This window comes from Synechococcus sp. MIT S9509, from assembly GCF_047303035.1.
In the GTDB taxonomy this organism is placed as follows: domain Bacteria; phylum Cyanobacteriota; class Cyanobacteriia; order PCC-6307; family Cyanobiaceae; genus Synechococcus_C.
This window is the reverse complement of record NZ_CP138940.1, coordinates 1998229-2010725: the sequence shown is the minus strand read 5'-3', so window position 1 is coordinate 2010725 and position 12497 is coordinate 1998229. Positions and strand designations below refer to the sequence as shown.

The 12497-nt window shown below is 59.4% G+C and carries 12 protein-coding genes; 8 read left to right on the top strand and 4 right to left on the bottom strand.

The window, feature by feature from the left end; all coding sequences use genetic code 11:
• The first annotated feature begins 14 nt into the window (after window positions 1-14).
• From SIB73_RS11545 to SIB73_RS11525, 5 genes are all read left to right on the top strand, one after another.
• On the top strand, window positions 15-1193 hold the full coding sequence (locus SIB73_RS11545) for a quinone-dependent dihydroorotate dehydrogenase (RefSeq protein WP_413404962.1): 1179 nt from the start codon (window positions 15-17) through the stop codon (window positions 1191-1193).
• Between the two features lie 50 nt (window positions 1194-1243).
• Entirely contained in the window at window positions 1244-2131 is an 888-nt protein-coding gene (locus tag SIB73_RS11540; RefSeq protein WP_413404964.1) for a hypothetical protein, read from the top strand.
• Complete coding sequence (locus SIB73_RS11535) at window positions 2124-2831, top strand: PilN domain-containing protein (RefSeq protein ID WP_413404966.1); 708 nt, start codon at window positions 2124-2126, stop codon at window positions 2829-2831. The genes SIB73_RS11540 and SIB73_RS11535 overlap by 8 nt, the downstream gene beginning before the upstream one ends.
• Complete coding sequence (locus SIB73_RS11530; RefSeq protein ID WP_413404968.1) at window positions 2828-3589, top strand: hypothetical protein; 762 nt, start codon at window positions 2828-2830, stop codon at window positions 3587-3589. The genes SIB73_RS11535 and SIB73_RS11530 overlap by 4 nt, the downstream gene beginning before the upstream one ends.
• Before the next feature lie 102 nt (window positions 3590-3691).
• Window positions 3692-5947 (top strand): type II secretion system protein GspD, encoded by a 2256-nt coding sequence (locus SIB73_RS11525; protein ID WP_413404970.1) that lies wholly within the window; start codon window positions 3692-3694, stop codon window positions 5945-5947.
• Window positions 5948-5958: 11 nt separating this feature from the next.
• Here the strand turns inward: SIB73_RS11525 and SIB73_RS11520 are convergent, their stop codons facing one another.
• A complete protein-coding gene (locus tag SIB73_RS11520; RefSeq protein ID WP_413439610.1) occupies window positions 5959-6792 on the bottom strand; it encodes a pentapeptide repeat-containing protein in 834 nt (277 codons plus the stop codon).
• A 95-nt stretch (window positions 6793-6887) separates the two neighbouring features.
• On the opposite strand from SIB73_RS11520, the gene SIB73_RS11515 reads away from it, so the two are divergent.
• Entirely contained in the window at window positions 6888-7982 is a 1095-nt protein-coding gene (locus SIB73_RS11515; protein ID WP_413404972.1) for a pyridoxal phosphate-dependent aminotransferase, read from the top strand.
• Between the two features lie 9 nt (window positions 7983-7991).
• Here SIB73_RS11515 and SIB73_RS11510 read toward each other — a convergent pair whose 3' ends face one another.
• The gene (locus SIB73_RS11510) at window positions 7992-9068 is read right to left on the bottom strand and encodes a UDP-N-acetylglucosamine--N-acetylmuramyl-(pentapeptide) pyrophosphoryl-undecaprenol N-acetylglucosamine transferase (RefSeq protein WP_413404974.1); all 1077 of its coding nucleotides are present in this window, start codon (window positions 9066-9068) and stop codon (window positions 7992-7994) included.
• A gap of 54 nt (window positions 9069-9122) precedes the next feature.
• On the opposite strand from SIB73_RS11510, the gene SIB73_RS11505 reads away from it, so the two are divergent.
• Window positions 9123-9872, top strand: a complete 750-nt coding sequence (locus tag SIB73_RS11505) for a hypothetical protein (protein WP_413404976.1) — start codon at window positions 9123-9125, stop codon at window positions 9870-9872.
• Here SIB73_RS11505 and SIB73_RS11500 read toward each other — a convergent pair.
• Window positions 9862-10779, bottom strand: a complete 918-nt coding sequence (locus SIB73_RS11500) for an NAD(P)-dependent oxidoreductase (protein WP_413404978.1) — start codon at window positions 10777-10779, stop codon at window positions 9862-9864. The genes SIB73_RS11505 and SIB73_RS11500 overlap by 11 nt on opposite strands.
• A gap of 63 nt (window positions 10780-10842) precedes the next feature.
• On the opposite strand from SIB73_RS11500, the gene SIB73_RS11495 reads away from it, so the two are divergent.
• Window positions 10843-11250 (top strand): hypothetical protein, encoded by a 408-nt coding sequence (locus tag SIB73_RS11495; protein WP_413404980.1) that lies wholly within the window; start codon window positions 10843-10845, stop codon window positions 11248-11250.
• 31 nt (window positions 11251-11281) lie between these two features.
• Here SIB73_RS11495 and SIB73_RS11490 read toward each other — a convergent pair whose 3' ends face one another.
• A complete protein-coding gene (locus tag SIB73_RS11490; protein WP_413404982.1) occupies window positions 11282-12487 on the bottom strand; it encodes a phosphoglycerate kinase in 1206 nt (401 codons plus the stop codon).
• Between the last annotated feature and the right edge of the window lie 10 nt (window positions 12488-12497).

Genomic DNA, 12497 nt, shown 5'->3' with positions numbered 1-12497 from the left:
ATCGAGGAACCCAGATGACCCAGCCGTCATCGTCCGGGGTGATGTCCACCGCAGGTTTCTATCGGCGCTGGCTTGGACCAGTGCTCGCCAAGGATGAAGGAGTGGATGCTGAACAGCTCAGCCGTACGGCCCTGCAGGCGCTTGGACAGCTCAGTCTTCGCCGGCAGTGGCCGGGTCTGTCCGGTGTGCTGAATGGTGTGGCCGCTGAGCTGACGCGCCGGGATCTGCGCCTGGAGCAGGTGTTGTTTGGATGTCGTTTCAGCAATCCCCTTGGCCTTGCAGCCGGTTTCGACAAAAACGGAGTTGCCGCCGGGGTCTGGGATCGTTTTGGTTTCGGGTTTGCCGAAGTCGGCACCGTCACCTGGCATGGCCAGCCCGGCAACCCACGGCCGCGGCTGTTTCGCCTGGCCCAGGAACGTGCGGCGCTCAACCGCATGGGTTTCAACAACAAAGGTGCTGAGGAGCTGCGCCGCACTCTCGAGAGACAGGCCCTGCCGCCTCGCGGTCAGCGGCCAGCCGTGCTGGGGATCAATCTTGGTAAATCGAAGGTGACGCCATTGGAGCTGGCCTCCGATGACTATGCCTCCTCGTTGGAACTGCTGGCGCCACTGGCCGACTATGCGGTGATCAATGTCAGTTCGCCGAACACGCCTGGTCTGCGCGATCTGCAGGATGCCACTCAGCTGCGTCGACTGGTGGAACGCTTGCGCAGGCTGCCGGGCTGCCCGCCCCTGCTGGTGAAGATCGCACCTGATCTTGAAGATGACGCCATCGATGGCATCGCCCGCCTGGCCTATCAGGAGGGGCTTGCCGGTGTCATCGCTGTCAACACCAGCCTCGATCGCCTTGGGCTCGGGCAGAGGGTGCTGAGTCAGACCGGCCGCAGCCTTGCTGAGGAGGCGGGCGGCCTCAGCGGTGATCCGTTGAGAAAACGGGCTTTGGAGGTGCTCCGGCGCTTGCGCGCCACCGCCGGCCCTGCTCTGCCGCTCGTGGGGGTTGGTGGCATCAGTACGCCAGAGGCCGCCTGGGAGCGAATCGCCGCTGGAGCATCTCTGGTTCAGCTCTACACCGGTTGGATTTTTGAGGGGCCTGATCTGGTGCCCCGTGTGCTGGAAGGGCTGATGAACCAGCTGGATCGTCATGGGATCCGTCACATCAGTGAAGCGGTTGGTAGCGGCGCCCCCTGGCACTAGTCGATACCCTTCTTTGAGAGTCGCAGTACCCACTGGTCTGGAGTTGCATCGTGGGGCTGGCTGAACTGCGTGACCGTTTCCCCGTCCTGGATACCTGTCTGGTGCAGGTTCAGGCTCTGCTGGATCCACGCCGGGTGTTGCTTGCGCCGGAGGATCAGGTACTCCATCTGGCCTGGCGGACGCAGGATCGTTGGGAGATGGCCACCATCGATTTGCCGCCGGATCTGTGTCGCTCCGGCCAGCCCCTCAATCACCAGGTGCTTGGAGAGACGATCGCTGACCTGCTGCTTGAGAAAGGATTCAGCCTTCCCCAGGTGGACATTGAGCTGTTGCTGCCGCTTTCCAGCTGCGAGTGGCGTTTGCTTGAGGGAGCCGCAGCGACTGCGCTGAGCTGTGGCGATGACCTGCGGGTGCTGCAGCCTGAACTCGGCTGGTCATTGAGTTTGCAGGACTGTTACCTGGATATCCTCACCCTGCCGCAAAGCGATTCGGCTCTGGTGGTGGGAACCGAACGGCAGCTTCTGCAGGGCTGGGTTGACACATTGCAAGAGGCCGATCTGCGATTGCGCCGTGCTGAATGGCTGTTGTCAGCGGCTTGGCGTGGCTTGTTCGACGGCCACGCTGGAGCGGATCAGCGACTGGTTTGGTTGGTGGAGCAGCAGGGGCGATGGCGTTTGTTATTGCTGCGCAACGGTTTCCCTGAGGTTGATCTCAGCCTGCAGGCCTTGGAGTACCCGGCACTCAGGGAAGAGGTGCTGGGGCTGGTTGAAGCCTGGGACCCTGCGGATTCTTTGGGATGGTGGGTCACCGCTTCAAGCCAGTGGCAGGGTGGCTGGGCTGCAGAGCATGATCCTCGGCTCGGGCCTCTGCGCTCCGACGCCGAAATGTCGTTGCTCGATCTGGCTCTGATCGCACCTCGGGGGACTGGCGATGCCTGATCGACTGGATGGGCAGGGGCTGCCGGATCTGCTGCGAGAGCGCCGGAGCGAGCTTGGGTTGCCGGATGATTCAGGCCCATGCAAACCCGCAGGTCCGCTGTTGTTGCGCGGGTCTTTGATCGCTGGGGCTGCGTTGCTTTTGTCGGTTGGCTCGATCGTTGTGATGGGTGGGATCGAGATGCAGCAGCAGCAGCAGTTGCAGACACTGTTGCCATTCGAGCAGCGGGTCCGATCGATTGAAGGGCGTTTGCGCACTGCCAAGCAACGGCTGGCCAAGTTGCGTAAGGACAATCTGTTGATCACTGAGCAGTTGGTGAATGGTCAGGCCGGCTCGCCCCTGCTTGAGCAGTTGAGTCGGGTCGTTCCAGCAGGCATGCAGCTCCAGGACGTGGCCGTTCAGAACGACCAGATCACAATTTCCGGGAAGGTCGGTCTTGGCGGCACGCCAGGACCGTTGGAGAGGGTTAACGCTTTTGCACTTGCATTGGAGAGGTTGTCGATCTCCCGCCGCAATGGTGTCAAGGTGCTGAAGCTCAGCCGTGATGAGGGTGATGACGGCGAGACTCCTTCGGTGAACTTCAGCCTCGACTGGTCGCTCGATCCCATGGCCAGACCCTCCATTCAGCAGTTGCAGCAGCTCGGTGCGTCAGGCCTTGTCAAGCGTTATCGCCTGCTGGAGCAACAGGGGGTTGCTCCTTGACCAATCTCAGCCCTGATCGTCCGGCCTGGCGGCAGCAAATCACCAGAGAGCGCCTGTTGGTGGCTGCCCCTGGGCTGCTGGGTCTGGCGCTTGCAGCGGGTGTGTTCGTCGCATTTGGATTGCCGGTCTTGGAACGGATTGACCGGCAGCGCCAGCGTCTGGTGGAGCTGGAAGGCAAGCGCGACACGATCCCTCTTCTGGAGGCCCAGTTCGTCAAGAGCGAACAAGCTCTGGCTGAGGTGATGCAGCAGCAGGCTCTGCTGGTGGACCTTGTGGCTGGCCGTGGACAGATTCAGACGTTTCTGGCGCAGCTGAGTCGCATCTCTTCCGCCAGCGGAGTGGTGATTAGTTCGTATGAACCTGACACAGACAGTGCACCGGAGGCCTCGGACTCCGGCAGCAACCAGGATCAGCAGACCAAGGGTGATGAGAGGCCTTCAGCAAGCGGTGATCCGCTCAAGACTCTGGGATACGAGAAAAGCTCGGTATTACTGCAGGTGGTTGGGCCTTATCAGGGATTGCTGCAGTTCCTGAGGCGGATGGAGCTGCTTGAGCTTCAGGTGCAGCCCAGTGATCTTGAGCTCACCGCTGTTGAAGCTCCTGACGAGGCTGAGGATCAGCCGGTGAACATTGGGCCGCCCCGAACACGTTTGAAGCTGAGGCTGACCTTCTTTGATCAGGCGCCGAAAGTTGACAACGCATCCGGTCGCGATGAAGGCACTGCTGGAATGAGGGATGGGGCTCAACCTCCTTCGTAAGCAGCAGTTCTCAACAGCTGTCTTCAGCAGTTGCTCAAGGGCTGGCCCATTAAGAATCTGATCGATACCATCCGCCCATGTTGATGGGGTCCAGGCCCGGGTATGCCGTTCACCCCTTCCCGACTCACAGCGCTTTTGCTTGTCGCTGGTGTTGCAGCAGCTGAGGTTGGCCTGCTTGATGTAGCTGTTCGATCAGGTTCCAGGACGGCACTGGCTCAGGGGACTATTTCCTTGGGCATGAGAAGAGGTGATGGCGTAGTGGAGGTGGTGATCAAGGGGGTTGGTGCACGACCGGTGTTGCAGCAACGCCTCAATGGCCAGGTGTGGGAAGGCAGGTTGCAGACGCAGGACACTCCCGAATTGAGCGGTGGACGCAATCAGTTGTCTGATCCTGCTTCGGGTTTGAAGCGAGTGGCCATTAGAGGGTCGGGCAATAGTTATCAACTTGAGGTGGTTCCCCAACCGGGAATGAGGTTGCAGGAGCCTGTGGTGAGTGCCGATGGCCGCAATTTGGTCCTGCAGTTTCCTGGTCTTGTGGCGGGCCCGACCCTGCAGACCGGACGATTGGATCTGAATATGCCGGGAGTGGTTCCTCAGGCTCGCTATGCCCCATCCCTGCGTCCAAGGGCTGTGGCTCCACCGCTCGGCGATATGGCCGTTGGCACGATGGTGTTACAGAACCGCAGCTTTGTGAATGTGAGTGGTCCGCCTGTAACTCTTACACTCAACAATGCCCCAGCTAAAGATGCATTAATGGCATTAGCGAGATTGGGTGGTTATGGCTTCCTGTTTGTTGAAGAAGAAGATGAAGATCAAGAATCTAACAATGATGAAAAAAACAATGATGGGAAAGCCAATGATCGCTCCGCGAAGGCAAAGAATAGTGGTCTTCCTCTCACTATTTCATTTCAGAGCGAGTCATATGCGAGAGCGATTAATGGAGCTCTGCTTGCATCTGGTCTTCAAGGAAGGCTGGATGGACGCACTCTATTAGTTGGCAGGAATGCGGCCTCTAAAACTTTTGGTCCAAAGATGTCGAAGGTGATTCGATTGAATCAGGTGAGTGCACGATCTGCTGCTGAGTATCTTGGTAATCTTGGCGCTACAGTTAATTTTACGAACACAGTTGCAGTTTCATCGGCTCAGTCTGCTTCTGAAGGTACTGCTGCTATCAGCAATGTAAAGTCACAGGAGTTTTCCCAGCTTACTTCAGCAGAGTCCTTCGGAGCCTCCGTTGGACCTCTTCGCGGTTTAGTGTTAACAACTGATTCTCGATTGCAGACTGTCACTCTTGTTGGCGAATCAAAACTTTTGGCGATTGCTGAGGGTTATTTAAAGCAGATTGATCTTCGCCAGCGCCAGGTTGCACTGTCTGTGAGGATTCTGGATGTAGCACTGGACAACGACGCTGTTATCAATAATAGCTTTGCTTTTCGTTATGGAAATAATTTCATTGTAAGTGAGCGAGGAGAGTTAGTAGGAGCGTTTGGGAGTCTTTTGCCGCCTAATAACAATAATTTTGATGTAATTGCTGGCGACGCTCAAAGCGGGAAGCGTGAGCGGATAACCTCTACTGGGGAAAATGCTCAAGTTGCGCAGGAAATTCTTGATCCTTTGGATCCAGCTAGGGTTAATCCTGGAAGTGCGTATCAAAAAGAGAATTTTTATAACTTTTTAAAAGCATTAATTACTTCGAATAGTGCAAAAACACTCGCATCTCCAACTTTAATTCTCAGTGAAAACCCTGCTGAACTTAATGGTGGCGCAGATGTGTCGGTATCAGGTGCTGACTCGGCTCTGAACTTCGCCACAATTGGACGATCTCGAGCCAATGAGTCATTTGTGACAGTCGGCACTCAAGAGATCGTGAGTTTTAAAGTCCAGGCTGGACAGAATGGCGCTCCTAATTCTTGTCAGCCTGAGTTCGGGACGGCCGGACTCACATTTGGCGCAAGAGTATCGAAAATTGATGATAATGGTTTTGTTTCATTTGCATTGTCTCCCTCGATCGCGGCTGTAACTGGTAGTCCGCAGACAATTGCAGGCTGTGGAAATGTAAGTACTTTAAGAGTTCGCAGGTTGGATACAGGAAGTTTAAGAGTTAGGGATGGGCAGACTTTGATACTAACCGGTGTAATTTCGGATAGCGATATTAAGGTAGTCAGAAAATGGCCCATTCTTGGAGATATACCTTTAATTGGTCAATTTTTTAGGGGTACTTCTGGTCAGAGACAAAAGCGAGAATTAGTCATTCTTGTTACTCCGAGAATTATCAACGATTACCGGGGAGGTACCTATGGTTATGGGTATCAGCCTTCGTTGCCGGCAGCAAGGCAGCTGACTGGTACAGGTTTTTGACCTGAAGCGGTTTAAAAGCCAATACCTAGGGGAATCAGAGTCTTCATTGCAAGAGGTGCGAGAGCCTGCACCGCCGAGGCCATGCCGCCAAGGATCTGATTCCCAAGCCCATTTCCTGTTGTTTTTGAGATGCGGGATCGTCTGTCCTGTATGGCTGAAGCTGCATCAAGAAGCTTTTTCACGTAAGTGATTTGGCCATCCTGTTTATAAAGTGAAGCTGCGTAGCGGAAATCGGCAGCTGCGATACCGTCTTTTGCCTGTTCGCTACGGCTGATCCCTCGAGCCACCCAGCTCAAGGGTTCTTCAGGTTGGCTGCGGATTGCTTCACTGAACAGCTGCTCGGCTGCTGACCACAGGCCCTTTTGGAAAGCCTCCACTCCTGCGTTGTGCAGAGCTGCATGACTACGAATTCCAACACTGATGCCACTTGCGCCCTGCCAGTGGGCTTCATCCAGAGCGTTGGGAGTTAGCTGGGCACCGGTCAGATCAGCATCGCGCAGATCTGTTCCGTACAGCCGAGTCCCCGTGAGGTTGGCCCCTCGCAGCGAGGCGCCGCGCAGGCTGGTGAAGCTGAGATCGGCACCGCTGAGGTCAGCGCCATCCAGCTGAGCCTGTCCCAGATTGGCCCGCATCAGCTTCGCGTCGCTGAGGTCAGCATCACGCAGGTCAGCGTGAACTAAATCGGCATCCGCCAGTCGGCAGCCGCTGCAGCTTCGCTCCTGCAGCACCTGAATCAGCGCATCACTGGCCCTGGCTTGGCTGCTGGCCATACCCAGCACAGCGCTCAGCATCACAACCTGAGAGAGCTTGCCGATGCTGGCCAGGGCGCATTGGGTGTTGTTCATGGGCCGCAGCTCTGCGCTGCCTGGTTGTATCGGTCTCCGCTGCCGTCGTCGAGAGCGACTGGGCAGGATGGTGTTGTGTGTCGCCTGCGTTGATCTTGAGCAGCGGCCTTCCACCGCATGGAGGCAATCTCATCCAGGAGGCCTCACGCCTAGGCCTCAGCCCGTCGCAGCTCCTGGATGCCAGCGCTTCGCTGGTGCCTTTTCGACCCCCACGGGTGCTCCGGCGTGCGTTGAAGCAGGCGATCGCGGGGAGTGCTTTGCGCGACTACCCCGACCGTGACCAGCGAGAACTGCGCCAGGTGATTGCGCGTTGGCATGGTCTCCAGCCGGAGGCGGTGCTGCCTGGCAACGGTGCGGCGGAACTGTTCACCTGGGCGGCACGGGATGCGTCTGTATGTGGTGTCAGTGGCCTGCCTGATCCGGGCTTTGCGGACTATCGCCGTGCGCTCGGTTGTTGGGATGGTGCTTTCTGCAGCCTGCCTCTCAACCTGAGCTGGAGCGCAACCTGGCCGCAGCCCTGGCCCTTTCAGCGAGAGCTGGATCCATGTTTTCAGGTGCTCTGGATCACCAATCCCCACAATCCCACCGGACAGCTCTGGAGCCGCTCCTCCCTTGCGCCGTTGCTGGATCACTACTCACTGGTGATCTGCGATGAAGCCTTCCTGCCACTCGTACCGGGTGGAGAAGCGCAGTCGCTGCTGCCGCTGGTGACGACCTGCCCCAATCTTGTGGTGATCCGCAGTCTCACCAAGCTGCTGGCGATCGCAGGACTGCGTCTGGGCTATGCCGTGGCCTCACCGGAGCGTCTGAAGCGCTGGCAGCGATGGCGTGATCCCTGGCCTGTGAATGGCCTGGCGCTGGCTGCCGGTCGATCGGTGTTCGGTGATCAGACCGCAATGAACCGTTGGTTGCAGCGGGTGCAGGCATGGGTCGATCAGGAGGGGACCTGGTTGCATCAGCAGCTGCTCTCATTGCCTGAACTGACTCCCATGCCGTCAAGCGCCAACTATCTGCTGTTACGGGGTCATGGCTCACTGCTGGATCTGCGTGAGCGTGTGGCCCGCCGTCGGGTGCTTCTGCGCGACTGTCGCTCATTTAAAGGGCTGGGGGAGACCTGGCTGCGCATCGGTCTGCAGGATCGCCGCGGCAATCGACGCATCCTCAGAGCCCTGGAGCAGGAGGTGCGCTGATGCTTCGAATCAGCGCACCAGTGATTGCAGCAGTGAGGCCAGCAGCTGGTCAGCGTCGCGAACTGCCAGCTGGTGCATGGCCTGCTTCATCGCCGGCAGTGGATTGTCTGCAGAGGCATTGCCGCCAAGCCTGGGACCAAGCAGTCGCCAGAGCGTGTCGCGGAGAGTGGGATGGTTAGGGTCATGCTGGTGCACGATCACAGCAGCACCCAGAGCTGCGGCACAGGCGGCATTGGCATCCTGGTGACGGTCTGCGGCCTGCGGAAAAGGCACCAGCACTGAAGGAGTTCCGCTTACGGCGAGTTCGCTCAGGCTTCCGGCTCCTGCCCTGCTGACCGCCAGATCGGCGTGTTGCAGCAAGCCTGGGATGTCGTCGCTGAAGGGCCGTTCCACAAGGGCGGTGTGCTCGATGCTGTTCACATCCGGGTCGTTGTTGCCGGTCAGATGCACCACCCTGCAGCCCTTGCTCAGCAGTTCCGGCAGCAGAACGCGCACCATGCGGTTGAGACCGAGAGCTCCCTGGCTGCCGCCCATCACCAGCAGCAGCGGTCCTTCGCCCTTCGGTGCCCAGTGCGGCAGAGGCTGGGGCTGAAGAAAGGCTTCTCGTACAGGAGTGCCGGTGACCACCGCCGTGCAGCCGGGTATGCGACCTGCAGCCGCATCCAGGCCCACGGCCACGCGAGTGCAGAAGCGGCCCAGCAGCCTGGTGACCCGACCGGGAATGGCGTTGGATTCGTGGAGCACAACTGGAACACCGCACCACCGGGCTCCAAGAATGGCCGGCGCGGCGATGTAACCCCCCGTGGTGAACACCGCATCGATCTTTTCTCTCCTGATCAGCCTGCGCACGTCGCGACTGGCACCCAGAAGCCGCATCAACTGAATGAGCTTGCGCAGGCCTCGGCCCTGCAGACCTCCTGCTTTAACGGTCACCAGGCCGTACTTTTCAGGCACCAAAGTCGTTTCCAGACGATCTGGAACACCCAGCCAGCGCACGCTCCAGTCGGTTGGAAGCGCTTCCGCCACCGACAGCGCTGGAAACAGATGGCCGCCGGTGCCGCTGGCGGCGATGAGAAGCCGGGGCATGGGAGCAGACCACGAAAGCGCGGCCTAACTTAGTTCGACTGTTGAGGCTGATTCATGGTTCCGCTCCTGCGAGCCTCTTTGATCTCTTTGCTCTCGGGCGCGGCGGTGATCAGCACCCTGCCGGTACCGGCGGCCAGAGGTGATGACTCAGCTCTCAGCACCAGGCTGCAACAGGCTCTCAATGCAGACGATCGTGTTCAGGCTCTGTCGGCCTTGATGGCACCGGATCAGGCCACGACCCTGATCGATCGCTTTCGTCGTTTCGGCAAGCGTTTTCCCGAGACCCGCTGGGCTGTCAGGACAGGACAACCCCTGGCTGATGGGCGTTCCACAGTGAATCTGGCCGTCAGCGGAACCCGTCAGCAGGATGGTCTCAGTTATTCCTTCAAAGCCAGGCAGCGTGTGGCCTTGTCCGTTGAAGGAGGGTTGATCACGGATCAGGAGGTGCTCAGTGATCAGTCGGTGCTCACCAGTGCTCGAAAGCCTTTGCCGATCTCGCTGATGATCCCCGACAGGGTGCTCACCGGCAGCCGTTACGACGTGGATGTGGTGTTGGATCAGCCCCTTGGTAAAGCCTTGCTGGCTGGAGGCCTCACCCCTGTGACGGCCCAGCAGGTGCTGGTTCAGGAGAGCCCGGATGTCCCGCTGGAACCGCTTGGTGGTGGCGGGTTGTTCAAGTCGGTGCAGGCTCCCTTTCAGCCCGGTGTTCAGACCTGGGCGGCCCTGCTGGTGCATCCCGATGGAGTGATCACGGTCAGCAAGCGGGTGCAGGTGGTCGACGACAAGAGCAAGCTCAATCCTTGAACTGCTGAACAGGGTTGGGGTTCGCAGGAAGACTGCGCCGCAGAGCGGAGACATCCGCATCCCCCAGTCCGGCCTCCATCAATGACTGCTCCTGGGCGTACACGGCTTCAGTGATCGGCAGCTTCAGGCCTGTCCGTGAAGCGGCGTTGAGTGCAATGCCCAGATCCTTGTGATGCAGAGCCAGCTTGAAGCCAAGCGGATAGGCGTCGTTGAGCATGGCCTCTGAGCGGTGCTCCAGTGCCCAGGAACCGGCAGCCCCCTGACGCAGTGCATCCACAACCTGCTCCATCGGCAGTTGCAGGTGCTGTCCGAGGGCAACGGCTTCTGCCACTGCGGCGTAGCTGCCGGCCACCAGCACCTGATTGATCGCTTTGACCTGCTGCCCTGTTCCCACGTCGCCGAAATGGTGGATCGAGCCGCCAATCACCTCCAGCACGGGCCGCGCCTGGTCCACTGCAGTGGGTTCTCCACCGCAGAGCACGGTGAGAGTGCCGGCCTTGGCTCCTTCCGTGCCACCGGTCACGGGAGCATCGATGTAGGAGATGTCTCGTTCAGAGAGACGTTCAGCCATCGCTCTTGCAGTGGAGGGGCTGATGGTGGAGCAGTCGATCACCAGGCTGCCCTGCTGCAGAGCGGGTCCAGCGCCCTGCTCACCCCAGAGAACAGCTTCCACGGCGGCATCGTCGCTGACGCAGAGCAGCAGTGCAGCGCAGCCACGCACCGTTGCCGAAGGACTGTCTGCGGCTGAGCTGCCTTCCAGGCCGGGATCGGATTCCGCTGATCGGCTGCGGGTGTGAACCCGAAGTCGGTAGCCCGCTGCCCGCAGGTTCACCGCCATCGGTAACCCCAGGGCTCCGAGGCCGATGAAAGCCAGTTGGCTCTCTGGCGTGAGCTCACATCTGGTCATGGTTTGAGGCCATCTGAGTCAGATCCTGGCCCGGCAATGGCAGCACTCTGAGTGCGTTCACTGTTGACGGTCTTCATGGCGCTCACCAACCGCTGGCGACGGGTACTGCTGATTCCCTGCGTCGCCTTCACAGCTGCTGCCTTGCAGCAAAGCGGCGGATTCGCTGAAGCGGCTCCGGGCCGAAGGATGCCTGAGTCGAATCTCACCGACAGCCAGAAGCAGCGCTTGTTCGAGGCTCGCCGTTCCTATGCACTACGCAGCTATGACAAGCGTTTTGCGTTGCTCAAGTCCGGCAGGAGCTGTCTTGAGCGTGCTCAGACCCCTGAAGACGGTAAGGCCTGCATGAAGCAACAGCGGCAGGCTCGCCGGCTCTTGATGAAGCAGGGGCGAGAGGTCATGAATGCCGAACGCCGCCGGTTAGGACTCACGCCTCGACGCGATTTTCGGTGGCAAGGCCAAGGGAGGAGTTGAAGCTCCTCCCTTGGATTGGGTCTTGTTGACTTCAGGCGGCGTCGAGGGCGGAAACGCCAGGTAGCACCTTGCCTTCCAGCAGCTCCAGGCTGGCGCCACCGCCTGTGGAGATGTGCGACATCTTTTCGGCCAGACCAGCCTTCTCCACGGCCGCAACCGAGTCGCCGCCGCCGATGATCGTGCAGCAGCCCTTGCCGCTCAGTTCGGCCAGGGTGGTGGCGATGGCGTTGGTGCCGGCGGCGAATTTGTCGAATTCGAACACGCCCATGGGGCCATTCCAGATCACGGTCTTGCAGTCCGCCAGTGCGTCCTGGAAAACCTTGATGGAGTCAGGACCGATGTCCAGACCCATCCAGCCATCGGGAATTGCATTGATGTCAGCGATCTGGCTGTTGGCGTCGGGAGCGAAGTTGTCGGCCAGCACCACGTCGGTGGGCAGCAGCAGCTGCACACCCTTGGCCTTGGCCTTGGCCTCCAGCTCCTTGGCCAGCTCCAGCTTGTCTTCTTCCACCAGGCTCTTGCCCACTGACAACCCGCGTGCCTTGTAGAAGGTGAAGATCATGCCGCCTCCGATCAGCACCTTGTCGCACTTGTCGATCAGGGCTTCCAGCACGCCGATCTTGGAGCTCACCTTCGAGCCTCCCACAATTGCAGCCAGAGGGCGCTTGGGATCGTCAACGGCACCCTGCAGATACTGCAGCTCCTTCTCCATCAGGAAGCCGGCCACGGAGGGTTTCAGGAACTTGGTCACGCCTTCGGTGGAAGCGTGAGCGCGGTGGGCAGCACCGAAGGCATCGTTCACGTACACCTCAGCCAGCCCGGCCAGCTTTTCGGCGAAATCTGCTTCGTTCTTCTCCTCTTCCGCAAAGAAGCGCACGTTCTCCAGCAGCACCACGTCACCATCCGCCATCGCGTTGACCTTGGTTTCAGCGTCAGGTCCGATGCAGCTGTCGGTCTTGGAGACAGGCTTGCCGAGCAGTTCGCTCAGACGGGCGGCAACGGGGGTGAGACGCATGGCTTCATTCACCTGACCCTTGGGCCGTCCGAAGTGGGCGGACAGGATCACCTTGGCGCCTTTATCGATCAGATCCTTGACCGTGGGCAGCGCCGCACGGATGCGGGTGTCGTCGGTGATCGCACCGGCATCGTTCAGGGGGACGTTGAAATCGACCCGCACGAGAACACGTTTTCCGCTGAGGTCGGCGCCGGAGAGGCTGGCCAGGGAACGCTTCGCCATGGGGGTTGTG

Bases quoted from the DNA above. Each gene is read 5' to 3' on its own strand.
- SIB73_RS11520 (WP_413439610.1), bottom strand. From the start codon at position 6,792: ATGAACAACACCCAATGCGCCCTGGCCAGCATCGGCAAGCTCTCTCAG.
- SIB73_RS11490 (WP_413404982.1), bottom strand. From the start codon at position 12,487: ATGGCGAAGCGTTCCCTGGCCAGCCTCTCCGGCGCCGACCTCAGCGGA.
- SIB73_RS11535 (WP_413404966.1), top strand. From the start codon at position 2,124: ATGCCTGATCGACTGGATGGGCAGGGGCTGCCGGATCTGCTGCGAGAG.
- SIB73_RS11505 (WP_413404976.1), top strand. From the start codon at position 9,123: ATGGTTCCGCTCCTGCGAGCCTCTTTGATCTCTTTGCTCTCGGGCGCG.
- SIB73_RS11545 (WP_413404962.1), top strand. From the start codon at position 15: ATGACCCAGCCGTCATCGTCCGGGGTGATGTCCACCGCAGGTTTCTAT.
- SIB73_RS11525 (WP_413404970.1), top strand. From the start codon at position 3,692: ATGCCGTTCACCCCTTCCCGACTCACAGCGCTTTTGCTTGTCGCTGGT.
- SIB73_RS11510 (WP_413404974.1), bottom strand. From the start codon at position 9,068: ATGCCCCGGCTTCTCATCGCCGCCAGCGGCACCGGCGGCCATCTGTTT.
- SIB73_RS11500 (WP_413404978.1), bottom strand. From the start codon at position 10,779: ATGACCAGATGTGAGCTCACGCCAGAGAGCCAACTGGCTTTCATCGGC.